The sequence below is a fragment of the Nonomuraea mesophila genome (genome assembly GCF_004352805.1).
Classification (GTDB): Bacteria; Actinomycetota; Actinomycetes; order Streptosporangiales; family Streptosporangiaceae; genus Nonomuraea; species Nonomuraea longispora.
Map to the genome: position 1 here is coordinate 76030 of NZ_SMLD01000015.1, position 25483 is coordinate 101512.

Annotated in this window: 21 protein-coding genes; 8 read left to right on the plus strand and 13 right to left on the minus strand. The window is 71.4% G+C overall.

Going from position 1 to position 25483, the window contains the following annotated elements; genetic code table 11:
• Positions 1-22: 22 nt before the first annotated feature.
• Genes E1295_RS08825 through E1295_RS08835 form a run of 3 tightly spaced genes read right to left on the minus strand, consistent with a single transcriptional unit; the run spans position 23 to position 3089 of the window.
• Positions 23-853 (minus strand): carbohydrate ABC transporter permease, encoded by an 831-nt coding sequence (locus E1295_RS08825; RefSeq protein ID WP_132629412.1) that lies wholly within the window; start codon positions 851-853, stop codon positions 23-25.
• Positions 850-1779, minus strand: coding sequence for a carbohydrate ABC transporter permease (locus E1295_RS08830; protein ID WP_132629414.1), 930 nt, complete (start codon positions 1777-1779; stop codon positions 850-852). The genes E1295_RS08825 and E1295_RS08830 overlap by 4 nt, the downstream gene beginning before the upstream one ends.
• Positions 1776-3089, minus strand: a complete 1314-nt coding sequence (locus E1295_RS08835; protein ID WP_132629416.1) for an extracellular solute-binding protein — start codon at positions 3087-3089, stop codon at positions 1776-1778. The genes E1295_RS08830 and E1295_RS08835 overlap by 4 nt, the downstream gene beginning before the upstream one ends.
• Before the next feature lie 146 nt (positions 3090-3235).
• Here E1295_RS08835 and E1295_RS08840 point away from each other — a divergent pair, with 146 nt between their 5' ends.
• Together E1295_RS08840 and E1295_RS08845 are read left to right on the plus strand one after the other, a co-directional pair.
• On the plus strand, positions 3236-5032 hold the full coding sequence (locus E1295_RS08840; RefSeq protein ID WP_132629418.1) for a glycoside hydrolase family 2 protein: 1797 nt from the start codon (positions 3236-3238) through the stop codon (positions 5030-5032).
• A gap of 52 nt (positions 5033-5084) precedes the next feature.
• Positions 5085-5381 (plus strand): hypothetical protein, encoded by a 297-nt coding sequence (locus E1295_RS08845; RefSeq protein WP_132629420.1) that lies wholly within the window; start codon positions 5085-5087, stop codon positions 5379-5381.
• A gap of 19 nt (positions 5382-5400) precedes the next feature.
• On the opposite strand, the gene E1295_RS08850 is transcribed toward E1295_RS08845, so the two are convergent.
• The 4 genes from E1295_RS08850 to E1295_RS08865 are packed head-to-tail and all read right to left on the minus strand — an operon-like array spanning position 5401 to position 8634.
• Positions 5401-6087, minus strand: a complete 687-nt coding sequence (locus E1295_RS08850) for an IclR family transcriptional regulator (protein ID WP_132629422.1) — start codon at positions 6085-6087, stop codon at positions 5401-5403.
• Positions 6084-7349 carry a cytochrome P450 gene (locus E1295_RS08855; RefSeq protein ID WP_246079927.1) on the minus strand — a complete coding sequence of 422 codons (1266 nt, stop codon included), beginning with the start codon at positions 7347-7349 and terminating at the stop codon, positions 6084-6086. Before E1295_RS08855 ends, E1295_RS08850 begins: the two co-directional genes overlap by 4 nt.
• A gap of 22 nt (positions 7350-7371) precedes the next feature.
• The gene (locus E1295_RS08860; RefSeq protein ID WP_132629426.1) at positions 7372-8136 is read right to left on the minus strand and encodes an alpha/beta fold hydrolase; all 765 of its coding nucleotides are present in this window, start codon (positions 8134-8136) and stop codon (positions 7372-7374) included.
• Positions 8137-8145: 9 nt separating this feature from the next.
• Complete coding sequence (locus E1295_RS08865; protein WP_132629428.1) at positions 8146-8634, minus strand: ATP-binding protein; 489 nt, start codon at positions 8632-8634, stop codon at positions 8146-8148.
• A gap of 714 nt (positions 8635-9348) precedes the next feature.
• Here E1295_RS08865 and E1295_RS08870 point away from each other — a divergent pair.
• The gene (locus tag E1295_RS08870) at positions 9349-9768 is read left to right on the plus strand and encodes a DoxX family protein (protein WP_132629430.1); all 420 of its coding nucleotides are present in this window, start codon (positions 9349-9351) and stop codon (positions 9766-9768) included.
• A gap of 104 nt (positions 9769-9872) precedes the next feature.
• On the opposite strand, the gene sigJ is transcribed toward E1295_RS08870, so the two are convergent.
• The 3 genes from sigJ to E1295_RS08885 form a co-directional block, all read right to left on the minus strand.
• The gene (gene sigJ / locus E1295_RS08875) at positions 9873-10802 is read right to left on the minus strand and encodes an RNA polymerase sigma factor SigJ (protein WP_132629431.1); all 930 of its coding nucleotides are present in this window, start codon (positions 10800-10802) and stop codon (positions 9873-9875) included.
• A 207-nt stretch (positions 10803-11009) separates the two neighbouring features.
• Positions 11010-11678, minus strand: coding sequence for a lytic polysaccharide monooxygenase auxiliary activity family 9 protein (locus E1295_RS08880; RefSeq protein ID WP_132629433.1), 669 nt, complete (start codon positions 11676-11678; stop codon positions 11010-11012).
• A gap of 250 nt (positions 11679-11928) precedes the next feature.
• Positions 11929-13413: an ATP-binding protein gene (locus E1295_RS08885; protein ID WP_132629434.1), complete on the minus strand. Its 1485-nt coding sequence runs from the start codon at positions 13411-13413 to the stop codon at positions 11929-11931.
• Positions 13414-13544: 131 nt separating this feature from the next.
• On the opposite strand from E1295_RS08885, the gene E1295_RS08890 reads away from it, so the two are divergent.
• The 3 genes from E1295_RS08890 to E1295_RS08900 are packed head-to-tail and all read left to right on the plus strand — an operon-like array spanning position 13545 to position 20349.
• Positions 13545-17129 carry a WD40 repeat domain-containing protein gene (locus E1295_RS08890; protein ID WP_132629435.1) on the plus strand — a complete coding sequence of 1195 codons (3585 nt, stop codon included), beginning with the start codon at positions 13545-13547 and terminating at the stop codon, positions 17127-17129.
• Positions 17130-17182: 53 nt separating this feature from the next.
• Positions 17183-17836 carry a hypothetical protein gene (locus tag E1295_RS08895; RefSeq protein WP_132629436.1) on the plus strand — a complete coding sequence of 218 codons (654 nt, stop codon included), beginning with the start codon at positions 17183-17185 and terminating at the stop codon, positions 17834-17836.
• Positions 17833-20349 carry an NACHT domain-containing protein gene (locus tag E1295_RS08900; RefSeq protein ID WP_220448612.1) on the plus strand — a complete coding sequence of 839 codons (2517 nt, stop codon included), beginning with the start codon at positions 17833-17835 and terminating at the stop codon, positions 20347-20349. The genes E1295_RS08895 and E1295_RS08900 overlap by 4 nt, the downstream gene beginning before the upstream one ends.
• Here E1295_RS08900 and E1295_RS08905 read toward each other — a convergent pair.
• Genes E1295_RS08905 through E1295_RS08915 form a run of 3 tightly spaced genes read right to left on the minus strand, consistent with a single transcriptional unit; the run spans position 20333 to position 23347 of the window.
• A complete protein-coding gene (locus E1295_RS08905) occupies positions 20333-21838 on the minus strand; it encodes a tripartite tricarboxylate transporter permease (RefSeq protein ID WP_132629438.1) in 1506 nt (501 codons plus the stop codon). The genes E1295_RS08900 and E1295_RS08905 overlap by 17 nt on opposite strands.
• 20 nt (positions 21839-21858) lie before the next feature.
• On the minus strand, positions 21859-22320 hold the full coding sequence (locus E1295_RS08910) for a tripartite tricarboxylate transporter TctB family protein (RefSeq protein WP_220448613.1): 462 nt from the start codon (positions 22318-22320) through the stop codon (positions 21859-21861).
• 1 nt (position 22321) lies between these two features.
• The gene (locus E1295_RS08915) at positions 22322-23347 is read right to left on the minus strand and encodes a tripartite tricarboxylate transporter substrate-binding protein (RefSeq protein ID WP_220448614.1); all 1026 of its coding nucleotides are present in this window, start codon (positions 23345-23347) and stop codon (positions 22322-22324) included.
• A 168-nt stretch (positions 23348-23515) separates the two neighbouring features.
• Here E1295_RS08915 and E1295_RS08920 point away from each other — a divergent pair, with 168 nt between their 5' ends.
• A complete protein-coding gene (locus tag E1295_RS08920; RefSeq protein ID WP_132629439.1) occupies positions 23516-24199 on the plus strand; it encodes a response regulator transcription factor in 684 nt (227 codons plus the stop codon).
• A gap of 6 nt (positions 24200-24205) precedes the next feature.
• Positions 24206-25483 (plus strand): sensor histidine kinase (locus E1295_RS08925; protein ID WP_132629440.1); only part of this gene is annotated, 1278 nt, incomplete at its 3' end.

Below are 25483 nucleotides of genomic sequence, written 5' to 3' on the forward strand. Positions count from 1 at the left end.
CGTCCCGCCGTGGCGGTGCCGGTCACTGACCGCCGAGCCCGGTGGTGGCGATGCCCTTGATGATCTGCCGCTGGAAGAACAGGAACACCACGATCAGGGGCAGCGCGGCCAGCACGGACTTGGCCATGTTCTCGGCGAAGACGATGCCGAAGCCGGTGGAGACGGTCTCCAGGCCGACGGGCAGCGTCATGAGGTTGGGGTCGTTGGTCACGATGTACGGCCACAGGAAGTTGTTCCACGCGCCGACGAAGGTGAAGATCGCCACCGCCGCGATGATCGGCCGCGACAGCGGCAACACGATCTGCAGGAAGATGCGCAACGATCCCGCTCCGTCCACCCGCGCGGCGTCCTCCAGCTCACGGGGGATGCTGTCGAAGAAGCGCTTGAGGATGAACACCATCACCGGCGCGACCACCTGGGGCAGGATCATGCCCCAGTACGTGTCGACCATGTCGAAGGCGAGCATCTCGTCGAAGAGCGGCACGATGAAGATCGTCCCTGGGACCATGATCGAGGCGACGGTGAGGCCCAGCAGCAGCTTGCGCCCGGTGAAGTCCAGCCGCGAGAAGGCGTAGCCCGCCAGCGCGGAGATCACCAGCGTGATGATCGTGACGCCCGTCGCCACGATCAGGCTGTTGATCATCCAGACGGGGATGCTGCCCATGGCGAAGAGGTCCGTGTAGGTGTCCCAGGTGTAGCCGCTCGCGGGCAGGATCGTCACGGGGCTGGCGCCGGCGTCCGTCTCGGTCTTGAACGAGGTGTTGATCGCCCACAGGAACGGCGCCAGCATCAGGAGACTGAACAGGGCCAGCACCACGAAGGCCACGATGCGCCCTGGGTTGATGCTTCTCATGACTGGTCGGACCTCCGGGCGAACCGCAGCTGCAGCAGCGACAGGATCAGGATGATGGCGAAGAAGATGTACGAGATCGCCGAGGCGTAGCCGAGCCGGTAGTTCGTGAAACCGGTGTCGTAGACGTACATCAGGATCGAACGGGTGGAGTCGTCGGGGCCGCCGGCCGTCATCTGGAAGATCTGGTCGAACACCTTGAGCGAGGCCAGCACCTGGAGGACGAGGATGAGCATCGTGATGTTGCGCAGCAGCGGCAGCGTGACCGAGAACAGCTGCCGCCACTTGCCGGCGCCGTCGATCGAGGCGGCCTCGTAGACCGTGCCGGGGATGTTCTGCAGCGCGGCGAGATAGAGCAGGAAGTTGAACCCGAGCGTCCACCACGTGGTGGCGACGGCGACGGCCGCCATGGCGAAGTCCGGGTCCTGCAGCCAGCTCTCGCCCTCGATGCCGAAGACGCCGAGGAAGGAGTTGATCAGCCCGAGCTCGGGGTTGTAGAGCCACTCCCAGAAGAGGCTGACCACGGTCGAGGCCAGCAGGTACGGCACGAAGAACGCCATGCGCCAGACCCACTGCCCCGGCAGCCCCATGTTGACCAGCAGCGCCGCCGCCAGGGCCAGCACGACCAGCGGGATCGTCGTCATCACGGTGAACAGCACCGTGTTGCCGAACGTCGTCCACACCATCGGGTCCGTGAGGGCCTCGGCGTAGTTGTCGAGCCCGACCAGCTTGGGCTCGGCCCCGGCCGCGAGGTCGCGGTCGGTGAAGCTCATCCAGGCCCCGTAGACCAGGGGCCAGAGGAGGAAGAGCGCGAAGGCCACGAAGAACGGCAGCACGTAGAGGAGCCCGCCCTGGCTCCTGAGGCTTTTCGAGCGTCTCGTGGCGGCCTGGGTGGTGGCGCCCTTGTTCGCGAGAGTGGCTGACGTCATCGCTGCACCGCCTTGGACATGAGGACGTTGACGCGTTCGGCGAAGGTGGCGACGGCGTCCTTCACGGAGATCTGGCCGGTGAGCGCGTTCTGGACGCTGTTGCGGAACTGGTCCATGAAGCTCGAGGCGGAGCCGGTGAAGGAGGACGGCGGGTCGTAGTGGAGGTACGTCGCCGTGACCGCGTAGTCGTTGTTCGGCCGCAACGCCTTGAACTCCGGTGTGTTGACCACGGGCTGGTAGGCGGGCGTGTGCCCGGCCTCGCCCCAGGACAACGAGTTCTTGAGGATGGTGGCGACGGCCTCGTAGGCCAGCTCCCGCCGCTGTTCGTCGGGTTCGTCCTGGTGGGGGAGGACGAACGTGTGCGAGTCACCCCAGGTCGAGTCGACGTCCGTGCCGAACATGTTGGGGATCGGCATGGCGCCGAGGGGCATCTTCGCGTCCTGGTACTGCGGGAGCTCCCAGACGCCCGACAGGGCCAGGCCGGTGTTGCCGCTGAGGAACCACGAGCTGGCCGTGGCGTAGTCGGCGCTGTTGGAGGCGACCTCGCCGTCGACCAGGCTGCGCATCGTCTCGACCGACTCGCCGAACGCGTCGGCGTCGTAGACGAACTTCTCGCCCGTCAGGTCGAAGGTGGCGCCGTGCTGGGTGTAGAAGGTCCAGAACAGGCGCCACAACTGGGCGCCGTCCCCGAGGAATCCGTACGAGAGCCCGTAGTCGGAGCCGGTGAGTTTCTTGAACTCCCGGCCCAGGCGTTTCAGGTCGTCCAGGTTCTTGATCTCGGGGAGTTTCCCGTCGGAGCCGAGCAGCCCGGCCTTGTCGGCGAGTTCGGTGTTGAAGAAGGCCACGAACGTGTGCGAGTCGAGGGCCAGGGCGTACAGCTTGCCGTTGACGATCGAGCTTTTCCACGTCGGTGCCGTGAATGTCGACTGGTCGACGCCGTAGCGGGCGAGCCGGTCGACGTCCCAGGGGTCGAGCAGGCCGCCGGGGGCGTACCCGGCCAGGCGGGACATGTGCACGATGCCGAGGTCGGGTGCGCGGCCGCCGGCCGCCGACATCGCGAGCTTGGTGTAGTAGGGGGCGCCCCACGCCAGCACGACCTGCTTGATCTCGGCGTTGGGCATGGCGGCGTCGGCCTTGTTCACGATCGCGTTCATCCGCTCGCCGTCGCCACCGGTCATGAGATGCCAGAAGACGATCTCCCGGGTGCTGCGCGCGGCGGGTCCCGTACCGCAGCCGGCGAGCAGGGCGGAAAGTCCCGCGGCCTGCAGCACCTTTCGCCGGGAGAGGCGGGAATCGGGCCACTTGCTCATAAGGTGCGTCCTCGCAGAGGGTCCGGCCGGCCCCTCACATCGGGGGATGGCCGGATGTTGACTCCGGTTGGAGGGAGTGTGGCACACTCTGCTACGTAGCAAAAGGTTTTGTTTTGTCAGTTTTTGTGATTTTGGAAGGTTGACAGATGTCGAGTTCCGTCGTGCCTCGATCGGAATATCCCCGTCCGCAGATGGTGCGGCAGGACTGGCTCAACCTCAACGGCCCGTGGCAGTTCGAGATCGACGCGGGGGACTCCGGCCTGGAGCGTGGCCTGCGCGAACGCGAGCTCTCCGGGACGATCACCGTCCCGTTCGCGCCCGAGTCGGAGTTGTCCGGCCTCGCGCACACCGACTTCATGCGGGCGGTGTGGTACCGCCGCACCGTGACGATCCCCGGTGCGTGGGCGGGCAAGCGGACGTTGCTGCACTTCGGCGCCGTCGACCACGACGCCACCGTGTGGGTGAACGGTGTCGAGGTGGCCCGCCACCGCGGCGGCTTCTCCCCGTTCACGGCCGACCTGTCCGGCGTGGTGCGCCCCGGCGAGGACGCCACGATCGTGGTACGCGCCCGCGACCCCCGCCAGGGACCGCAGGCGCGGGGCAAACAGTCGACCCGCTACGCGAACTACGAGTGCCTCTACACCCGCACGACGGGGATCTGGCAGACCGTGTGGCTGGAGCCCGTCCCCGACGTGCACCTGCGCCGCCCCCGCATCACCCCTGACGTCGCGACCTCCTCCTTCACCGTCGTCACCCCGCTGTCCGGCAACCGTCCCGGCAGCTCGGTCCGCGTGACCGTCGCCGACAAGGACGGCGCCGTCGCCACCGCGAGCACCCGCGCCGACGCGGACCTCGCCCCCTCCGTGCGCCTGCAGCTCCCGGAGGACCGGGTGCGCCTGTGGGAGCCGGGCGACGGCCACCTCTACGACGTGAAGGTCGAGCTGCTCGACGAGGGCGGCGCCGTCACGGACACCGTGGACGGCTACGCCGGGCTGCGCTCCGTCGCGATCGACGGCAAGCGCGTCCTCATCAACGGCCGCCCCGTTTTCCAGCGGCTCGTCCTCGACCAGGGCTACTACCCCGACGGCCTCATGACCGCGCCCAGCGACGAGGCGCTGCTGCGGGACATCGAGCTGGCGCTGGCCGCGGGTTTCAACGGGGCACGCCTGCACCAGAAGGTGTTCGAGGAGCGCTTCCTCTACCACGCCGACCGGCTGGGCTACCTGGTGTGGGGGGAGTTCGGTGACTGGGGCGCCCACGACGGGCGCGAGCAGCAGCCGACCGCGTCCTTCATCACGCAGTGGCTGGAGGTCCTGGAACGGGACGTCTCCCACCCGTCGATCATCGGCTGGTGCCCGCTCAACGAGACCCGCCAGCCGATCCACGACCACGTCGCCCAGCTCGACGACGTCACCCGCGGCATGTTCCTGGCCACGAAGCTCGCCGACCCCACCCGCCCGGTCATCGACGCCTCCGGCTACAGCCACCGCGTGCTGGAAACCGATATCTACGATTCACACAATTACGAACAGGAGCCCGCGACCTTCGCCGGGCTGATGTCCGGCCTGAGCAAGGACGAGCCGTTCGTCAACGACCTCGACGGGCAGCCCATCTCCGTGGCCTACCGGGGACAGCCGTACTTCGTCAGCGAGTACGGCGGAATCTGGTGGAACCCCGAGCTGGCCGGGACCGCGCAGAGGGCGGACCGGCAGACGTCCTGGGGGTACGGGCAGCGGGTGCGGACCGAGGACGAGTTCCACGAGCGGTTCGCCGGGTTGACCGGGGTGCTGCTGGACAACCCCGACATGTTCGGCTACTGCTACACCCAGCTGACCGACGTGTTCCAGGAGGAGAACGGCATCTACCGGTTCGACCGCTCGACCAAGCTGGACGTGGAGCGGGTGCGGCAGGTCCAGCTGAGGACCGCCGCCTCCGAACGGTGACGTCAACGCGCGCTCAACACATCCTCAACGGGCGCGTGCGGATACTCCTGCCATGAAGATTCTCCAAGCAATATCCGTAGCAGCTCTCGGAGCCGGCCTGGCGCTCACCGGAGCCGGGCCGGCCTCCGCTCAGACCGCGCAGGCCGGCGGCACGGCGCCGGCGTGCGTCGGACGGTCGCACGCCGACCTGGGCGGGTTCGCGTTCGTCAAGAACCGTTCCTGCGGCAGGACCGTACGAGTGAAGATCGTCATCAGGCTCGGCAAGGACTCGCCCTGCTGGAGCCTGAAGCAGGGGCAGATGCGCCGGCACAACTACTGGGGGAAATACCAGAAGGTCGTCACCTGCTAGGCAGGGCGCGCGGCCGCCGCTAGAGGAACCCGGCGATCTCCCGGGCGGCGCCGAGCACGATGGGGGCGATCTCGTCCGCGTCCCGCTCCCCGATGGTCACCATGCCCACGCTCGCGTCGGCAGGCCGCCCCGCGATGGAGATCGGGGCGGCGACACCCCACGCTCCCGGCTGCAGCTCGCCCTCGGTGACCGAGTAGCCGGCGGCGCGCGCCTGCGCTATCTCGGGGCGCTCGCCGTCGCGCGGAGGGCGGCCCGCGAGGATCGCGATACCCGAAGCGCCCCGGTTCGCGGCGTGCCGGGTGCCCGCGCGGTAGGTGACGTGGATGCGCGAGGCGCGGGGCTCGGCCACGGTGAGCACGACCGCCTGGCTCTCGTCGATGTCGAGCACCGTGATGAACGCGGTGGCGTTGCACGTGTCGGCCAGCACCTGCAACGCCGCGGAGGCGGCGGTGCGCAGCCGGTGCCGTACGGCGGCGTTGAGCTCGACGATGCCGAGCCCCAGGGTGAAGCGGTTGCCGACCCTGGCGGCCAGCCGGTGCTTGCCGAGCGCGACGAGGTGGCGGGAGACCGCGTTGCGGTGGATCCCGGCCAGCTGCGCGAGCTCGGTGATCGTCAGCCCGTCAGGGTGGTCCTTGAGGATCTCCAGCAGCCGCAGTCCGGTGTCGATCGTCTTCGAGCCCGCGGCACCGGGGCGGTCGGCGGTCATGAGGCCCCCAGGCGAGGTGAAGGGGTGTAGGTCAGCGGCAGGTGCTTGATGCCGCCGATGAAGTTCGACACCAGCCGTTCGGGAGGCCCGGCCGGCCGCAGGTCCGGCAGCCGCCACAGCAGCTCCCGGTAGAACGTGCGCAGTTGCAGCCGGGCGAAGTGGGCGCCGAGGCACACGTGCGGCCCGTCGCCGAACGCGACGTGATCGTTGGGCCGGCGCGTGATGTCGAACCGCATCGGCTCGGGGAAACGCCGCTCGTCGAAGTTGGCGGCGCCGTGGAAGACGACGACCTTGTCCCCCGCGGCGATGTGCCGCTCGCCCAGCGCCACGTCGCGTACGGCCGTGCGGCGGAAGCTCAGCACCGGCGGATGCCAGCGCAACATCTCCTCGATGGCGGAATCGAGCAGCCCGGGGTCGTCGAGCAGCCGGCGATGCTCACCGGGATGGCCGAGCAACGCGGCCAGCCCGCCGGGCAGGGCTGAGCGCACGGTGTCGTTGCCCGCGATGACCAGCAGGAAGAAGAACATCGACAACTCGGGATCGGTGAGCCGCTGCCCGTCCACCTCGGCCGTGGCCAGCGCCGTCATGAGATCGTCCGCCGGCTCGCGCCGTTTGCGTTCGGCCAGCTCGTGGGCGTACGCGAACATGTCCTTGAGCATCGCCGGGGAGCGCGGGTTGACCGGCCTGCCGTCAGGGCCGCGCTCGACGGTCGCGTGGTCGGGGTCCTGGTAGCCGATCACGCGGTTGGTCCACTCCAGGATCCGGCCGCGGTCGGCCAGGGGGATGCCGAGCAGGTCCGCGAGGTTGTGGATCGGGTAGTCGTCGGTCACGTCCACCGGCAGGTCGCACTCGCCCCGCTCGGCGATCTCGTCGATGAGCAGCCGGGCCCGCGTCGCGATCCCGGCGGTGAAACGTTCGACGCGCCTCGGCGTGAACACGCCGGAGACGATCCGCCGGAGCCGGCCGTGGTCCGGCGGATCGAGGTTGAGCATCATCCGCCGGATGAACGACAGGTCCTCGGGGTCGGGGTCACGGATCTGGGTGGCGCCGAGCCAGGAGCTGAACTCGGCGGGCGTGCGCAGGACGCGCACGACGTCCGCGTGGCGGGTCACCGCCCAGAACCCGGGCCCGGCCGGCCAGTCGCCGACCTCGTGCTCCTCCTGCCAGTGCACGGGGTCGTGGTCACGTAGCAGGCGGTACGTCTCGTGCGGGATGCCCTGTGCGTAGATACGCGGGTCGAAAACGTTGACCGTCGTACTCACGGGCAACCCTCCAAGGGATCGGTCAGGCGGCCAGGAAACGTTCGATGGCCGACACGAGCGCGAGCGGCGTCTCGTCCATCGCGTAGTGGCCGGCGTCGGCGAAGGTCAGCAATTCGGCGTCGGTGTACCACTGCAGCCAGGTGCCCCGCATCACGCCGGCCGACAGCGCGGGGTCGTGCTCGCCGGCGATGACGAGCACCGGCGTGGCCGAACCGGTCACCTCGCCGTGGAAGTCGGTCTTGGCCCAGGCGTCGAGGTAGCCGCGGTAGGCCGCCACCGTGGAGCCGGCCAGCGAGCCGGCCACCATCTCGTCGAGCCACGCGCCGGGAAGCCGGTTGCCGGTGGTGAGGTCGACGATGGCCCGGCGGTTGGCGGGCTCCTCGGCGGACCCGGAGAACAGCGCCCAGCTCTGCTCGTCGAACGGCACGCCGGAGGCCGGCACGGGGGAGACGCCGACGAGCCTGCGTACCCGTCCGGGCGCGTCCAGCATCACGCGCTGCATCGCCGTCCCGCCCATCGAGTGACCGACCAGGGAGAAGGTCTCCCAGCCCAGCTTGTCGGCGAGCGCGATCACGTCGCCGGAGATCTCGGCGAGGGAGTAGTCGCCGGTGAGGTCGCGTGCCTCGCCGTACCCCCGGTAGTCGGGGAAGGCGTAGCTGAAGGCGTCGCCGTCCAGATAGGGGCGGACCTTGCGGAAGGAGGTGCGGTCGCCGAGCCAGCCGTGCAACACGATCACGTGGTGCGGCCCGGAGCCGGTGACGTCGTGGGGGAGGACGACGGGGGCCATGCTGTCTCCTTAGTGTTCGTGGCAACCGGGTGGGTCGGTGGCGGGCTGTGTCTCGTGCGCGGCTCGTCCGCCGTGGCACTGCAGGGTGAACCAGACGTACTTGCCGTTCTTGTGCTGGACCGCGCCCCACCGGTCGGCCTGGGCCTCCACCAGGAACAGCCCGCGCCCGCTCTCGGCGAAGAAGTCGGGGGCCCGACGGGTGGGGAGGGTCGGGTCGTGGTCGCAGACCGCCAGCCAGATCGTGGCGGCGCCGGCCCGTACGTTGATCCTTATCCCTGAGGATCCGGGCGGCGGCGGGGCCGCGTGCTGGACGGCGTTCGTGACCAGCTCGCTGGTCAGCTCGGCGATCGTCGCCTCGTTGGCGGGAGAGAGGGGGAGCTCCCAGGAGGCGAGCATCGCCGTCACCCAGCGGCGGGCGATGGAGGACGCGATCGGCGAGCAGGGCAGATCGCACCAGCGGGAGAGCAACCGGGTCGTGGGATCGGTGAGGACGTTCACGGCGCGCTCGCTCTCGCCGGCAGGAAAGGGCAGGTCGGTGTGCCACCGATGCGGGCTGCCTGCCCCACGCCGCCCTCTTCGGGGCACCTTGGGGCGCGTCCTGCCTCGGGTCTCAGGCGATCAATCGCGAACACGGCGTGGGCTTCTCCCGGATGCCCAGATAATGGGCGCGGTGGTCAAAAAACGGGCGTGCAGCGAGAGAAGCATCGGCCGGAATAACGCCGATGTCAATGCGATTGACAGAAAAAGTGGATCATTCGTCATGGCGGCTGAGAAGGTGCTCTCGTATGTCCCGTTTGCACTAGAACGACCCAGGTTGGGTGCGGTGTCGGCCTGGGCCGGCCGGTACCTGCGCCGCCGGGCGCCACAGCGTGACCGCCGTGCCTTCTCCTTCGCGGGCGGTGCCGCTTGACCGACGGTGACGAGCACGCCGGTCGCGGCCCCTCCCCGTCACTCCCGCGTCCGCCCAGCCGGAACGCCCGGGCCGGCGGGGGCGTGCGGGCGTCGCGCGCCGGCTCGCGGGGCCCGGCGCGGATGAAAGTTTCATGGACCGGCATATTCGCGATGTCCGTGTCCGGCCATTTGGCGCGGATATGCGGCAGTGGCCGGGCGGCTTCGCGTTTGACCCGGCATTGACATGTGTCGGTATTTCCGGAGAACCTGTTTGGGAGCGCTCCCACGAATGTCCGTACCCCCCTTTGAAAGGACACCGCCGTGGATTCTCTGCTCAAGAATCAGGGGCTCTTCCTGGCTCTCTACCGGATCGTGATAGGGCTGCTGTTCGCCTGCCACGGCGCGGCGACGCTCTTCGGCGTGCTCGGCGGGCCGCACGGCGCGGTGCCCGGCATCGGGCAGTGGCCCGACTGGTGGGCGGCGTTGATCCAGCTGGTCGGCGGCGTCCTCGTCCTGCTCGGCCTGGGCGCACGGGCCGCCGCCGTCATCTGCTCGGGCAGCATGGCCTACGCCTACTTCTTCGTCCACCAGCCGCAGGCCCTCTTCCCGATCCAGAACGGCGGGGAGAAGGCCGCGCTGTTCTGCTGGGGGTTCCTGCTCGTCGCCGTACTCGGCCCGGGACGCTGGGCCCTGTCCACGCTCCTCGCCCCCGCCCGGCCGCTCGCCCACGAAAGACGATGACCGGAGGCATATGACCGCCCCGGCGATTAGCCGCCCGGGACGCTATTGGTAACCGCGGAAATTTTTCGTCAAAAGGAAATCGGATAAACCGGCCTGGTGTGTTTTCAGCCCGTCGTCCACGGCCGGAGCTTGTCGGGGTTCAGCACGGCCCAGATGCGTTTGATCCGCTCGCCCGCGACGTCGAACGCCAGCACCACGACGGTCGCGCCGTCCTGCTGGGCCACCAGCCCGGGGCGGCCGTTGACCGTACGCTCCAGGATGACCACGTCGGGCGCCAGGCGGGCGATCTCCACGAAACGCCGCGCGAGGCGCTCCCGCCCCTCGATCGGGTGGGCCACGGCGCCGACGACCCCGCCGCCGTCGGCGACGCCCGTCACGTCGGGGTCGAGCAGGCTGACGAGGGCGTCGATGTCCTTGGCCTCCCACGCCTGCTTGAAGTCCCTGACGATGCCGGCCTGCCGTTCCACGGGGGCCGCGGGCGGCTGCGCGGCGCGGACGCGGCGGCGGGCCGAGGAGGCCAGCTGACGGCAGGCCGCCGGAGAACGCCCCACGATCTCGGCCACCTCCGCGAAGGAGTAGCGGAAGACGTCGTGCAGGATGAACGCCACCCGCTGGGCCGGGGTCATGGATTCGAGCACGACCAGGAAGGCCATGTTGACCGACTCGTCCAGGGTGACCCGGTCGGCCGGGTCGCTCACGGCGGCGTCCGTACGGCCGGCGCCCCACTCACCGTGTTCCGGCAGCGGCTCGGGAATCCATTCGCCCACATAGCGCTCACGCCGGGCCCGCGCCGAGCCGAGCAGGTCCAGGCAGATGCGGCTGGCCACCGTCGTCAGCCAGGCGCCGGGGACGTCGATGGCGTCCTGCTGCTGGCGGGACATCGCGTACCAGCGGGCGTACGTCTCCTGCACGACGTCCTCCGCGTCGGCCAGCGAGCCGAGCAGCCGGTAGGCGAGGTTGATCAGGTGACGCCGCTCGCTCATGATCTCGTTCAGATCAAGGCGGGCGGGCGCCGGCTCGGATGGGGTGGTCATAGGGCCGCGGTCTCCCTCGGTCGCATCTGTCCTTACCCGTTCGACGAGACACGTCACCGAAGTGTGAGGCCGGCGGGCCGGTTCGCGTCCTCGCGTGGACAGCCCACCCTATGTACGGACGTGCGTCACCGCCGCCGCTCGCGGTGTCGCGGGCGGCGGGCGGCGGCGGCACCCGGGCCGTCGGCCGGGTTGTTCGCTGTCAGCGGCTCAGGTGAAGTTGACGTCGCTGCAGATGTAGTACACCTGGTCCATGTGCGAGGCCTGCCAGATCGTGAAGACGACGTGGCGTCCGCTGCGGCCGGGCGCGCTGGCGTCGAAGGTGATGTCCTGGCTCGGGGCGTAGCGGCCGGTCTCGCGCACCAGTTCCAGGCTCCCCCAGGTGAGCGGCTGGGTGGCGGGGTTGAAGCCCTGGCGGGTGACGTAGACGCGGAAGTAGTCGGCCCCGTGGCTGGCCTGGTCGTAGAGGTGGAGCTGGAAGTTGGTGCCGATGTCGGTGGTCTTCCAGGCGCCCACGGCGTCGAGGGAGTTGTAGCGGCCGCCCTCGGTCCGGCCGCCGCTGCAGAGCTGGCCGTCGGGTACGGCCGCCTGGTGGTTGCCGCCGACGTTGTTGCGGTAGAGGCCGTTCCAGTTCCACATGGCGTTCGGGTTGTCCTGCCAGGCCTGCCAGCACATCGGGTCTTCCTGCTGCATGGCGGGGTTGAGGTGGTCGTTGCCCCAGCGCTGCCAGCAGCCGTAGTTGCGGGAGGCGGGGTCGATGATGGAGCCGTGGGCCGAGGCGGACTCGGCCCACGGCAGCAGGCAGAGCAGGGCGGCGGCCACGATGGTGAGGACGCGGAGCGTCCTGCGGGTGGGTACGGCGGGTCCGTGCGGTTGCATCGTGCGTTCTCCGTCTGTCCGGCGAAATGGTCCGGGATGATGGGAGCGCTCCCAACCGCCGTGTTACCTGTCGACGTGGAGGCGGCGGTTTACTGTTACCTTCACCGGCGGCCTCGCCGGCTGTCAACAAGGGCGGGCGGGTACGGAACGCGCAGGTGCACCCGGTGCCGGTCGTGAGCAGCGGGGATGCCCCGACCGCGCAACCGCCCGTGTAATGAAATTTCATGAAACAAGGGACGGACCGGGGCGGTCACTCGGCGCCCAGCCGCACACCGGCCATCTCCTCGAACGCCGACACCTCGCACTCCGCCGAGCCGCTGAGCCCTGCCGACAACCACAACGCCGAGGCGTGACCGCGGACCAGGTCGTGCAGCCGGTACCGCCCGGGGGCCGGCTCCTGCAGCAAGTGGGCGTCCAGCAGCTCGTCCAGCAGCCGCCTCGCCTGCGTCGTGGTCACGTCCAGCAGCGTGGCGACCGCGTCGAGGCCGAAGACGGGGCGGACGACCGAGCCCAGCAGCCGATACACCTGCCGGTGCTCGGCGGGCAGCCGTTCGTAGGACCGGTCGAGCGCGCCGGCGACGCTGTGCCGTCCGGCCACCAGCTCGGCCAGGCGGTCGGTGGCCAGCCGGTCGAGCAGATGCCGTACGTCCCAGGAGGGGTGCGTGCGGAGCCGGGCGGCGGCGATGCGGATGGCGAGGGGGAGCAGCCCGCAGCGCCTTACGACCTCGACCAGGACGTCCACAGGGGTGCCCGCGTCCCGTTCCCGGCCCGCCAGACGGGTGAACAGGGCGACCGCCTCGGTCACCGGCAGGTCGTCCAGCGACAGGTTCCTGGCGTCGCCGGGACAGGCCAGGCGGCGACGGCTGGTGATGAGAACCCGGCAGCCCGGGCCGGCCGGCAGCAGCGGATCCAGCTGGTGTTCGCCGGCCGCGTCGTCCAGGACGACCAGGATCCTCCGCCCGGCCAGCACGCTCCGGTACAGCGCCGCGCGGTCGTCGGGATGCCAGGGGATGCGCTCGCCGGGAACGCCGAGGGCGCGCAGCACCCGGGCGAGGGCGGTGCCCGGATCGACCGGTGCCGTGGCCTGGGCGTGGGCATGCAGGTCCACGAAGAGCTGGCCGTCGGGGAACAACGGTGCGAGCCGGTGGGCCGCGCGCACGGCCAGCGTGGTCTTGCCCATGCCGGCCATGCCGTCGACGCAGACGACGCTGTGGTGCTCCATCATGATCGCCAGCTCGCGCTCCCGTACGCCCGGTACGGCGACGTCAGCGGGCAACTGACGGGGAACCGTCCACGGCCGCGGGTCGGCCGCCGGCGGTTCGCAGGGTCCGGCGGGTCCGCCGCTCGCGGCCCGTACGCAGGGTCCGGCGGGTCCGCCGCTCGCGGCCCGTACGTCGTATCCGGCGGGTCCGCCGCTCGCGGCCGGTTCGTCGGGTCCGTCGGGCCGGCCGCGAGCGGCGGCGTGCAACAGCTCCAGCTCCGCGCCGTCCAGCTCCAGCGCCTTCGCCAGCAGCAGCACGGAGGTGGCACGCGGACGCGGCAACCCCCTGTTCTCCAGCCGGCGTACGGTCCTGACGTTGAGACCGGCCCTTTCCGCGAGTTGCTCCTGTGTCAGCAGCGCCCGCCGGCGCCACATGCGCAGCAGCGACCCCAATGACATCCCGGCACCGGGATCCACGACCACGACACCCCCCGTTCCTTCGTCGCCCTGGCTGGTGCGGATGAACAGGACCATCGAATCCGCGTCTCGGCTGTTCAAGCCACAGATCAGACGACATTGGACGATATTGGACGGGTGGAATGGCGTGAGATATCCGGCGTAATCGTGATTGATGGGGATGGCGGCGATTGGCCAGAATGAGCGCCATGGGGGAGCGCGATGGAGGCGGCCATTCCAGCGATGTCTGCCCTTACCAGGGTCTTGTGCCGTTCGAGGGCGGCGAGGCCGGACTGTTCTTCGGGCGTGCGCGGGCGACCCACAGCCTCCTGGACCGCCTCGGACGGCGGTCGGCGCGGCACGGCTCGATCCTCCTGGTCTCGGGCGCCTCGGGCGTGGGCAAGTCGTCGCTGCTGCGCGCGGGGGTGATGCCGGCACTGGCCGAGGGGCGGTTGCCGCTCCCCGGATCGCGACACTGGCCGCGCCTGATCCTCACGCCGACGGGGCAGCCGTTCCGCGCGCTCGCGCAGGCATGGGCGACGGCGTTCGGCGGGCCCGCCGACGCGCACGCCGCACGATTACGGGACGACCCCCGGGAGGCGGCCGCGCGGGCCGGGCGTTTCGTGCTGGTGGTGGACCAGTTCGAGGAACTGTTCACGCTGGTGACCGACGAACACGAGCGCCAGGCGTTCGTACGAGCCCTGCACGCCATGGCCGAGGGCCGCGACGGCGCCGCGGTGATCGTCGGCGTGCGCGCCGACTACTGGGATCGTTGCGCCGCCTACCCGCAATTCGCCGAGGCCATCCAGGACGGCCAGGTCATCGTCGAGCCGATGGCGGAGCCGGACCTCAGGCTGGCCATCACCGGCCCCGCGGCCGTGGCGGGCCTGGAGCTCGAACCGGGCCTGGTGGAGATCATCCTGGACGAGCTGCGCGCCGGCCGGGACGCCGGCGACCGTTACGAGGCCGGAGCCCTGCCCCTGCTCTCACAGGCGCTGCGCAACACCTGGGAGAGACGTGAGAAGGGCACCCTGACCATCCGGGGTTACGAGGACTCCGGCCGGGTCCGCGACTCCGTGCGGCGTACGGCCGACGAGGCCCTCACGGGGCTGGCGGCGGAGGACCGCAAGGCGGCGCTCAGGTTCTTCCGGCGGATGACGGTGATCACCGCGGGAGGTCAGGTGGCGCGGCGCCGGGCGACGCTGACCGAACTGCGCGCCGCCGCGTCCGCCGGCTCGGAGGAGGGCTGGGACCGGGCCGCGGCGCTGCTGTCCGCGTTCGCCGACCGGCGCCTGCTCACCCTGCACGAGGACACCGCCGAGATCGCCCATGACGCGCTCCTGACGGCCTGGCCCACGCTGCGGCAGTGGCTCGAACCCGACCTCGCCGCGCAGGCGGTGTACGACCAGCTCCTGGACGCCGCCGCGCAGTGGGCCGGCAACCACCGGGACCCCGCCTTCCTCTACCGGGGCCCCCGGCTGCTGGCGGTCCAGGACAGCCGGCCCAACTGGACCCGTGACCCCGACAGTTTCCCTCCGCCCGGTCCCGTCGTGGAGGGCTTCGTCGCGGCGTCCACGCGAGAGGCACGGAGGGCGACCCGCCGCCGTCGTCTCGTCATGTCCGGCCTGGCGGTGCTGACGGTGCTGGCCCTGCACGCGGCCGGCTTCGCCGTCTACGCGGCGGGCGAGGCCGATCACCAGCGCAAGGTGGCGATCTCCCGCCAGCTCGCCGCGCAGAGCGAGGTCACCGGGGACACCGCGCTGTCGTCGATGCTGGCCGTGGCGGCGTGGCGGATCGCGCCCACGGACGAAGCCGCCAACCGGGTGCTGACCGCGGCGACCCGTACCGGCCGTGGCACGCTCACCGGGCACACGCGAGGCGTCACGGCGCTGGCGTTCAGCCCCGACGGCTCGACCATCGCGACGGGGAGCTCCGACGGCACCGCGCGGCTCTGGGACACGGCGTCGCGGCGGCAGCTCGGCGCGCCGATCACCCGGGCGAAGTACGAGTGCTCGGACGTCCTGCTGGCCTTCAGCCCCGACGGCCGTACGCTGGCCACGTCGTGTCTCGGCACCGTCCGGTTCTACGACGTGGCCACCCGCCGCGAGCGGGGCGCTGCGCTGAAGCACGACACTGTCGTGACGGCGCTCGCGTACAACCCCGCCGGCGAGACCTTCGCGACCGGCGACAGCGCGGGCGTGATCCAGCAGTGGGACGCGGTCACGCGCCGGCCGCACGGGGCCGCGATGGGCCGGGCCGACGACAGCCCCGAGCGATCGAGAAGGATCTTCGGGTTGACGTTCAGCCGGGACGGCGGGACGCTGGCCGGCGCCGGCAAGGACGGAACCGCCCGGCTCTGGGACACCGCCACCTCTCGCCGGCGCGGCGCCCCGTTCGCCGGGCACACCGGTGCCGTGCTCGATGTCGCCATCAGCCCGGACGGCGCCACCCTCGCGACCGTGGGCCTGGACCGCACCGCCCGGTTGTGGAACCTCGCCACGGGCAAGCAGACGAAAGTGCTCAGGGACCGCACCGCCGGGTTCAACGCGGTCGCCTTCAGCCCGGACGGCACCCGGCTCGCCACCGCGGGCGCCGGCGGCCGTACCATCCTGTGGGACACGGCCGCCGGGGAGCGCCTGCTCGTGCTCGCCGACAACGTCGGCGTCGTCGAGCGCGTGACGTTCAGCCCTGACGGGAAGCTGCTCGCCGCGGCCGGCTACGACGGCGTGGTGCGCCTGGCGGACCCGCAGGTCCACCTGCAGACCGGGACCTCCATGCCCGCGTCAGGAGCCGGCGCGCTGAGCCCCGACGGGCGAACCCTGGCGACCGGCTCGTCCACCGGCCCGTCCACTGGCCCGTCCACTGGCGCGGCCGGCGGGAAGAGCTCCGCGATCCGGCTGTGGGACGTGGCCACGCAGCGGCCCGCCGGTCCGCCGCTCGAGCCCCGTGACGCCGGCGGCTCGGTGGCCATGATCGCCTTCACCCCCGGCGGGCGGACGCTGGTGACATCCGGCACGGACGGCCTGCGGCTCTGGGACGTCGCCGGCCGCCGCGAGATCGCCCACGAGCCGACGCTCAAGGGTGTGGCCGTGCTCAGCCCCGACGGCAGGTTCGTCGCCGTCCAGCAGGGCCAGGACATCGTGTTCTGGGACGTCGCGCGCCGCAAGGAGACCGGGCCGCGCATCCGCGTCCCCGGCCACACCGACGTCATCACAGGGCTGGCGATCAGCCCGGACGGCACGACGCTGGCGAGCGCGGGCTTCGACAACCGGGTACGGCTCTTCGACGTCGCCGCCCGCCGCGAGATCCCCGGTTCACCGCCCGCGGCCGCCGGCGGGCTCGTCAACGACCTCGAGTTCAGCCCCGACGGCCGGACGCTGGCCTACACGGCCGTCGACGACGCCGTCCGGCTGTGGGACGTGCCGCGCCGCCGCCCGGCCGGCGTCGCCCTGATCCCCGAGGACGGCACGACCAGCGCGCTCGCCTTCAGCCCGGACGGCAGGGTCCTCGTCACCGGCTCCACGAGGGGCGGCGTGCTGCTGTGGGACCTGCGGGTCAACCGGCGGCTCGGCACCGCCATGAACGGCCACGCCCGGGGCGTGAGCTCCGTCGCCTACAGTGCGGACGGGACCACCGTCGCGACCGTGGGCGGCGACGGGACCGCGCGGCTCTGGAACGTCCGCAGGCCCGCCGACCTGGTGGCCGCGGCATGCGCCAACGCGGGCCGCGCCCTCACCCGTGAGGAATGGCAGAGCCACGTGGGGGAGGAGGAATACCGCCGGACATGCCCCTGAACCCGGACCTGGAGCAGCACGCGGGCCCCACCCCCAGCATGGAGAGAACGCGCATGTTTCTGCGAGGCCTACGCCGGCGGACGGGCCGGCCGGTCCCCGAACTGGTCGCGTTGTTCCGTTCGATCATCGACGGCGGGCGCGATTTCCACCCGATCGCGTCCGACTTCCTGGAGCACTTCATGGACGGCGCAGGCGCGTCGAGGACGATGTCGTCGCGGTGGCTGCGCTCGTTCAAGGTGATCAAGAAGGCGGAGCGCAAGAACCAGCACCGGTTCGAACGGCAGCTCGTCCGGCGGGCGAGGCAGCTCGGCGACGGGGAGTCGAGCTGGTTGCACGACTACTGGGACGCGCGGATCAACGCGTTCATCGGCACGGAGCTGTTCTACGTCAGCAGGATGAGCCTGCTGCGCTCGCAGGGCTCGTTCGTCCTGACCAGGGACGGGCCGGAGGTGCGCGTGTCCGGGACGGTCCGGCACCGCTGGTTCGACCCCTATGACTGGGACCGCGGCCGGTGGGTCTACATCCCCCGGCACGGGTTCGTGCCCATCGCGGTCGGCCGCGACCTGGTCGCGGCCGACCAGGCCCGCAACTTCCTGATGGAGTCGCGCCACGTCCAGACGCTGGAGGGGCGATGCGTGGACGGCCGGTGGCCGCGGCGCGGCAGGGAGAGCTTCGGCTGGTCGCTGGTGCGGGCGGCGGAAGGATGACCGCGCACCGGCTCCGGCCGCCCGACCCCGCGGAGGCCGGCGGCACGGCGGAGTTCGTACGGACGCTGGCCCTGCTCAGGCAGTGGGCGGGCGAGCCGTCCCTGAGCAGGCTGCGCGCCCTCGGCGGCCAGACGACGGCCTCCGACGGGACCACGGTCGACGCCCTGCCGAAGAGCACGACCTCGTACGTCCTGCGGCAGTCCGACCGGCTGCCGCGCTGGGACTTCGTACGGGCCTTCGTCACCGCCTGCCTGCGCTACTGCGACTACCCGGCCGAGCTGATCCCCGAGCAGCTCGAACGCTGGCGGGCCGCCAGGACGGCCCTGGCCGGACCGCCCGAGCCGCCGGAGCCGCCCCAGCCGCCCGTCGCCGCGGACCCGCTGGGGACCGCCGGCGTCCGCGGCCCGGACCCCGCGGCCGAGCTGCTGGCGCGGCGCGTGCTCAGGGAGGAGGACAGGGCGCGTAAGGGGCTGCTCGGCGGCTACACCATCGCCTCGCTCTCCTTCAGCGGGTACGACGGCGACGGCGAGGCGGAGCACGACCTGCTGTCGATCGGCCGGTACTTCGGCGGCCTGCGCTCCCGGCGCCTGCTGGTCGTGGGCGAGTCGGGGGCGGGCAAGACGGTGCTCGCCATCGAGCTGGTGCTGCACCTGCTGGAGCCCGTGCTGGCCGCCGGCGGACGCCCCGGCCAGGGGCAGCAGGTGCCGGTACGCCTGAACGCGGCCCGCTGGACCCTGGGCAGGCCCTTCGAGGCCTGGCTGGCCGAGCAACTGGCGCAGGACTTCGGGCTCGCGGCCGAGGACGCGCAGCGGCTGGTGCGGGACCGCCGGGTGCTGCCGGTGGTGGACGGGCTGGACGAACTGGACCCCGAGCCGTCGGCCGGCCCGCCGCGCCGGGCGATCGGGCTGCTGGCCGAGCTCAACCGCTACAGCGACCTGTCCGGCAGGCGGCCGGGCACGGTCGTCGTGACGTGCCGCGCCGACCGCCACGCCCAGCTCCGCGAGGCCGGCGCCGTGCTCGACAACGCCGCCAGGATCCACCTGCACAACCTCACCGGCCGGCAGATCGGCGCTTACCTGCGCGCCCGCTGGCCGGACGGGCATCCCTGCGCCCCGCACCGCGACGCCGTCCACGCGGCGCTGTCCGGCCCGGCGGCCAAGGCCGTGCACCTCGCCGTCGCCACACCGTGGCGGCTGCTGCTGACCGTGACCGCCGTGGAGTCCGGGGCCGACCCGGCCGAACTGCTGCGCACGGATCCCGGCCTCGACCCCGCCGACGGGGCGGCGACGATCGCCAGGCGGCTGCTGAAGGCGTACGTGCCGGCGGCGACCGTCCTCACGCCCCGTGCCGCCCACGGGACCCCGTACCAGCCGGACCAGGTCCGGTCGTGGCTCGTGCACCTGGCCGGCCACCTGCGTCGGCAGGCCGCGTACGGCGCCGGGCCGGACCGGCCGCCGCCCGGTCTGACGGCGATCGACATCGTCCCCCACCTGTTGTGGCCGATCGGCGGCCGGCGCCTGGTCCGGGTGTTGCACTGCCTGGGCTGCGCGGTGTTCGCGGTCATCGCGATGCTGGCGTTCTGGGCCGGTTCGGGAGCCGGCGGTTCCGGCGGCCCGGCCGATCCGCTCACGTTGGCGCTCATGGCCGGCTGGGTGGTCATCGCCATCGGCCTGTCGTTGTCGCCGTGGCCGTCCGCCGCCGGTGGGCGGAGCGAGGTTCCTCGCCGGCGGCGCGTGATCGGCGCGGCGCTGGGCGCCCTGGCGGGACTGCCCGCCGGCGTGTTCGGCGGCCTGGCCGGGCTCGTGCTGACCGGCGGAAGGGTCTTCGGCCCCGTCTTCGCCGTCGCCGCGGGAGGCGCGGGGGGACTGGCGCTGGGCGTGGTCATCGGGCTGACCGCGGCCGGCCGGCGGGGAGCCGAGCGCATGACCGTGTCCGAGGCGATCAGGGCCGAACCTCTCACCCTGCTGGGGTTCGGGCTGTGCGGCGCGCTCACCGGGTCGGCGCCGCTGCGGCTGGCCCACGCAGGCCCGCTGCCGCTGGCTGTGGGCGTCGCCGGGGCCTTCGTCCTCGCCTGCGCGCTCGGGATCGCCTTCAAGATCGCCACCGGGGGCTGGAGCAAGGACACGGAGCTGGCCCACCCGCGGGAGGCACTCCACCGCAACCCGGTGATCGGGCTGGCGTTCGGCCTCACCGGCGGGGTGGCCGCCCTCCTGGTGTTCGTCATGACCCACGACGTCGTCGAGTCACTGGTGTACGCGCTCATCGGCGGCGTGACCTTCGGCCTGGCCTTCGGCGCGGTCGCCTGGGCCCGCACGATGATCGGACTGGTCGTCGCGGCCACCCGCGGCCTGCTGCCGCTGCGCCTGTGGGCCTTCCTCGACTGGGCCTGCGAGGCCCGGCTGCTGCGCGTCAGCGGCGCCACGTACCAGTTCAGGCACCGCGAGTTTCAGGACTTCCTGACGTCCTCCGACGACGACGGGGGCGACGACGGGGGTTTCAGTCCTCCTCGGTGAACACCACCTCACGGCGCCTGCGGATCGCGGGCAGGACGGCGACGACGAGCGCCGCGAACGCCACGGCCAGGAGCACCGCGGAGATCGGCCGGGTCAGGAACACCGTCGCGTCGCCCCGGGAGATGATCAGCGCCCGCCGCAGGTTCTCCTCCAGCAGCGGCCCGAGCACGAACCCGAGCAGCAGCGGCGCCGGCTCGCAGCCGCACTTGATCAGTACGTACCCCAGGAGCCCGAAGAGCACGATCGCGTACACGTCGAAGGCGTTGAACCCCAGCGAGTACGTGCCGATCGACGCGAACAGGATGATCATCGGGAACAGCACCCGGTACGGAATACGCAACATGCGCACCCACATGCCGATCAGCGGCAGGTTCAGCAGCACGAGCAGCACGTTGCCGATCCACATCGACGCGATCAGGCCCCAGAACAGCGCCGGCTCGTCGGAGATGACGTTCGGGCCCGGGGTGATGCCGTGCACGATGAACGCGCCGACCATCAACGCCATGACCGGGTGCGCGGGCAGCCCCAGGGTGAGCAGCGGGATGAACGACGTCTGCGCGGCGGCGTTGTTGGCCGACTCGGGCCCGGCGACGCCCTCGATCGCGCCGTGCCCGAACTCCTGCGGCCGTCTCGAGATGCGCTTCTCGACCGCGTACGAGGTGAACGAGGCCAGCACGTGGCCACCGCCGGGCAGCACGCCGAGCGCGGCGCCGAGGCCGGTGCCCCGCAGGATCGGGCCGACGATCCTGCGCCGGTCCTCGCGGGTCGGCCAGAGGTTCTTCACCTTGCTGACGACCGCCGTGCGGGTCTGCTCGTGCTCCAGGTTGCGCAGGATCTCGGCGACGCCGAACATGCCGACGGCGACCGAGACGAAGTCGATGCCGCCGTACAGTTCGCGCTGGCCGAACACGAACCGCGGCGTGCCGGTGTAGATGTCCTGGCCGACCGTGCCGAGCAGGACCCCGAGGAAGATCATCGCGAGGGCCTTGAGCGCCGTGCCGCGCGCCAGCGCGATCGAGACGATCAGGCCGAGCAGCACCAGCGAGAAGTACTCCGCCGGGCCGAACTGCAACGCCACACGGGCCAGCGGCGGCGCCGCGACGGCCAGGGCGACCGTGGCGATCGTGCCCGCGATGAACGATCCGATCGCGGCGGAGGCCAGCGCCGGACCGGCCCTGCCCTGCCTGGCCATCTCGTGGCCGTCCAGCGCGGTGACCGCCGCCGACGACTCGCCGGGCAGGTTGATCAGGATGGCGGTCGTCGAGCCGCCGTACTGTGCGCCGTAATAGATGCCGGCCAGCATGATCAGCGCCGTCACCGGCTCGAACGTGAACGTGATCGGCAGCAGCATCGCGACCGTCGCCGTCGGCCCGATGCCCGGCAGCACGCCGACCGCCGTACCGAGCAGCACTCCCACGAAGCAGTAGAGGACGTTCTGGATCAGGAGGGCCGTCGAGAAGCCCAGGGCGAGGTTGTCGAGAAGTTCCATGCCTCAATCCGGATGTCGCGTCAGAACCCCAGCCACGGGCCCCAGAGCGGGAGCCGCAGTTGCAGCCCGACGACGAAGATGAGCGTGCTGGCCAGCGTCAGCCCGGCGGCCACGGCCACCGCCATGAGGGGCCGTACACGCGAGTCGGCCAGCGTGGTGAGCAGCGCGGTCACCGCCGACGCCGGCACGAACCCGAGCCCTCGTACGGTGAAGCCGAAGAACACGAGCGCCAGCGTGATGACGCCGATCGCGCGCCAGGGGATCCGCCCGAACACGATCATCTCGCCTGCGACGAGCCCCTTGACGACGATCCCCAGGCCCAGCGCGGCCACGAGCACGCCGACCAGCAGCGGGAAGGCTCCGGGGCCCATCCGCAGCGGGGTGCCCAGCTCGTAGCCGAGCGACCCCACCACGAACGCGCCACCGAGCAGGACGAACATTCCCCCGGCGAGGACGTCGGGGAAGGACCGGCGGCGCTCCACCTCAGGAGGCCTCGACGCCGGCGTCCGCGATGACCTTGCCCCAGGTGCCGAGCTGCTCCTCCAGCTTGGTCCTGTGCGCCTGCGGGGTCGCGCTCTCCGCGGGGACCGGCGCGGTGCCGAGCTTGGCCATCTGGTCGATCACCTTCTGGTCGGCCAGCGCCACCTTCAGCGCCTCGGACAGCTTCTGCACGACGTCCTGCGGGGTGCCCTTCGGCACGTAGAGGCCGTGCCACACGCTGACCTCCAGGCCGGGCAGCCCGGCCTCGGCCGTGGTGGGCAGGTCGGGCAGGCTCTTCACCCGCTCGGGCGTGGTGACCGCGTACGCCTTCACCTCGCCCCCGCTGATCTGGCCGCTGGTGTTGGTCGTCTGGTCGCACATGAAGTCGACCTGGCCGCCGACGAGGTCGGTCAGCGCGGGGCCGGTGCCCTCGTACGGGACCTCCTGGAGCTTGACCCCGGCGGCCGTCTGGAACAGCAGGCCGCACAGGTGGGACGCGGCGCCGATGCCGGCGTTGGCCAGGGTGACCTTGTCGGCGTTCGCCTTCACGTGGGTCACGAGGTCCTTGAGCGTGGCGGGCGCGAAGTCTTTGCGGGCGACGACCGTCATCGGGACCTCGGTGACGAGCCCGACGGTCTCGAAGCTCTCCAGCGGCTGGTAGCCCAGGTCCTTGTAGAGGGCGGGCGCCGTCGACATGCCGATGTGGTGCATGAGCACGGTGTAGCCGTCGGGCTCGGCCCGCGCGACCTCGCCGGCGCCGACCGTGCCGCCCGCGCCCTCGACGTTCTGTACGACGACCTTGCCGCCGAGCTTGGCGGCCATCGGCTCGGCGATCATGCGGGTGACGGTGTCGGTCGGTCCGCCCGCGCTGAACGGCACGACGAACGTGATGTTGTCGTCCGGATATGTGGCGCCGCCGGCGTCGGCGTCGCCGCCTCCTCCGTTGCCGGAACATGCGGCGATGAGCGAAACGACGCCGATCGTGGCGATCATCCGCGCGGTGGCCCGGTACTTGCTGGACGTTCTCATGTCGCGGCCTCCTCGTGCGCATTCGCGTTCTTTCGGTGAGTGCGCGGCCTCAGTCTGGGCTGGCAGGGACGCGGATGGTGTCAGAGGAATCCCAAGGAATGCGCAGGATGTCAGAGAAATCCCAAGAACGGGCTAACGCCGGCGTTCGGCCGGGCCGTACAATCCGGTATGCGGATCACCATCATCGAGGATGACGACCGCGTCGCGCGGGGTCTGATGACCGTCCTGGCTCAGGCCGGGTTCGAGGTCCACCGCATCGCCACCGCCGCCGAGGCGGTGCGCGCCGCCCCGACCGATGTGGTCCTCGTCGACCTGGGCCTGCCCGACGGCGACGGGCTCGACGTGATCCGCAAGCTGCGCGACCGCCCCGAGACCGCCGTCATCGCCGTGACGGCGCGTTCGGAGGAACACGAGCGCGTACGCGGCCTGCGCGCCGGCGCCGACGACTACATCGTCAAGCCGTTCGGCATCCCCGAACTCCTCGCCAGGATCGACGCCGTCCTGCGGCGCACCCGGGTGGCCCGCGCGCTCAGCCACCCGGACGAACCCGTCGTCCTCGGCCCGCTGCGCATCTGCGTCGGCACCCGCGAGGTCACCGTCGGCGGCACACCCGTGACGCTGACCCGCAAGGAGTTCGAGCTGCTCCTGCTGCTGGCCAGACGCGCGCCCAACGTGGTCAGCCGCGACGTCATCCTCGACCAGATCTGGGGCGCGACCTGGGAGTCCTCCAGCCGCACCCTCGACACCCACATCGCGGCGTTACGGCACAAGCTCGGCCCGGCCGAGATCATCCGTACCATCCACGGGGTCGGCTACCGGCTCCTGGCCGACCGGCCGGAGCCGACCGGCTGACGCGCCATGCACCGTCGCCTGCTCGTCGTCCTGGTGCCTCTCGCGGTGCTGCTCGTCACCGCGCTCGGGGTGCCGCTCAGCGTCACCGTGGCCGAGCGGGAGATCCAGGAGACCTACGTCGACCGGCTCAACGACGTCGGGCGGTTCTCGTCGCTGGCCGAGACCGCCCTGTCCACCGGCAGGACCGAGGCGCTCCAGCAAGAGCTGGCCCGCTACCACGAGCTGTACGGCATCCCCGTCGCCGTGATCGACACGTCCGGCACGGTGCTGCTCGGGCCCGCGGGCGCGTACGAGGCGGCGGCCCGCGACGAGCCGGCGCTGCCCCGCATCGTCACCGCGGCGCTTGCCGGGGCCAGACCGGAACCCTCGGGGGATTGGGCGCCGTGGGACGACTCCGCGCTCGTCGTCGCCGAACCCGTGGGCCGCGACAGCGAGGTCGTCGGCGCCGTCGTCACGATCTCCGACCTGTCGAAGACCCGCTCCCGCATCCTCGCCCGCTGGGCCAGGCTCGCCGGGCTCGGGCTGCTGCCGCTGATCGCGCTGGTGGCCGTCGCCTGGCCGGTGTCGGCGTGGGTGCTGCGCCCGGTGCGGGAACTGGACGCGGCCAGCTCCCGCATCTCCCAGGGTGACCTCACCATCCGCGCGGACGCCGAGGCGGGCCCGGTCGAGCTGCGGCGGCTGGCGGAGTCGTTCAACACCATGATGGACGCCGTCGAGAACGCCGTGCAGCGGCAGCGGGCGTTCGTGTCCGACGCCTCGCACCAGCTCCGCAACCCGCTGACCAGCCTCCGGCTCGCCGTCGAGAGCCTGGAACCGCACCTCGGCGAGGACGGCGGCGGGCGGCAGGTGTACGACGTCGCCGTCGACGAGCTGAAAGCCATGCAGCGCATGCTGAACGCGCTGCAGGCCAGCGCGCGGATGGAGAGCATACGGACGGCGTCGCCGGTGGACCTCGACGCCGTGCTGGCGACCCGGGTGGAGCGGTGGCGGGCACTGACGGAGACGGCGGGACAGACGCTGACGGTCGATGTGCCGCCGGGGCTGCGGCTGCTGGAGCCGTCGGGCGGGCTGGGCAGCATCCTGGACGAGCTGATCAGCAACGCGCTACGGCTGTCGGACGCCCAGGTGGTGGAGGTGACCGCCCAGATCGATCCCGGCGCCACGGAGGGCGGGCCGGGCGCGGAGACGGGACGCACACCCGACGAGGTAGGGCGTGGTGGCGGCGAGGTCGGGCGTGGGGCCGGCCAGGTGGCGCGTGGTCGCGGTGAGGGGCGGGCCGGTTCC

Coding starts and splice junctions, on each gene's coding strand:
- E1295_RS08895 (WP_132629436.1), top strand. CDS start 17,183: ATGTTTCTGCGAGGCCTACGCCGGCGGACGGGCCGGCCGGTCCCCGAA.
- E1295_RS08835 (WP_132629416.1), bottom strand. CDS start 3,089: ATGAGCAAGTGGCCCGATTCCCGCCTCTCCCGGCGAAAGGTGCTGCAG.
- E1295_RS08830 (WP_132629414.1), bottom strand. CDS start 1,779: ATGACGTCAGCCACTCTCGCGAACAAGGGCGCCACCACCCAGGCCGCC.
- E1295_RS08890 (WP_132629435.1), top strand. CDS start 13,545: ATGGGGGAGCGCGATGGAGGCGGCCATTCCAGCGATGTCTGCCCTTAC.
- E1295_RS08860 (WP_132629426.1), bottom strand. CDS start 8,136: ATGGCCCCCGTCGTCCTCCCCCACGACGTCACCGGCTCCGGGCCGCAC.
- E1295_RS08825 (WP_132629412.1), bottom strand. CDS start 853: ATGAGAAGCATCAACCCAGGGCGCATCGTGGCCTTCGTGGTGCTGGCC.
- E1295_RS08850 (WP_132629422.1), bottom strand. CDS start 6,087: ATGACCGCCGACCGCCCCGGTGCCGCGGGCTCGAAGACGATCGACACC.
- E1295_RS08905 (WP_132629438.1), bottom strand. CDS start 21,838: ATGGAACTTCTCGACAACCTCGCCCTGGGCTTCTCGACGGCCCTCCTG.
- E1295_RS08840 (WP_132629418.1), top strand. CDS start 3,236: ATGTCGAGTTCCGTCGTGCCTCGATCGGAATATCCCCGTCCGCAGATG.
- E1295_RS08885 (WP_132629434.1), bottom strand. CDS start 13,413: ATGGTCCTGTTCATCCGCACCAGCCAGGGCGACGAAGGAACGGGGGGT.
- E1295_RS08845 (WP_132629420.1), top strand. CDS start 5,085: ATGAAGATTCTCCAAGCAATATCCGTAGCAGCTCTCGGAGCCGGCCTG.
- E1295_RS08900 (WP_220448612.1), top strand. CDS start 17,833: ATGACCGCGCACCGGCTCCGGCCGCCCGACCCCGCGGAGGCCGGCGGC.
- E1295_RS08920 (WP_132629439.1), top strand. CDS start 23,516: ATGCGGATCACCATCATCGAGGATGACGACCGCGTCGCGCGGGGTCTG.
- E1295_RS08915 (WP_220448614.1), bottom strand. CDS start 23,347: ATGAGAACGTCCAGCAAGTACCGGGCCACCGCGCGGATGATCGCCACG.
- E1295_RS08880 (WP_132629433.1), bottom strand. CDS start 11,678: ATGCAACCGCACGGACCCGCCGTACCCACCCGCAGGACGCTCCGCGTC.
- sigJ (WP_132629431.1), bottom strand. CDS start 10,802: ATGACCACCCCATCCGAGCCGGCGCCCGCCCGCCTTGATCTGAACGAG.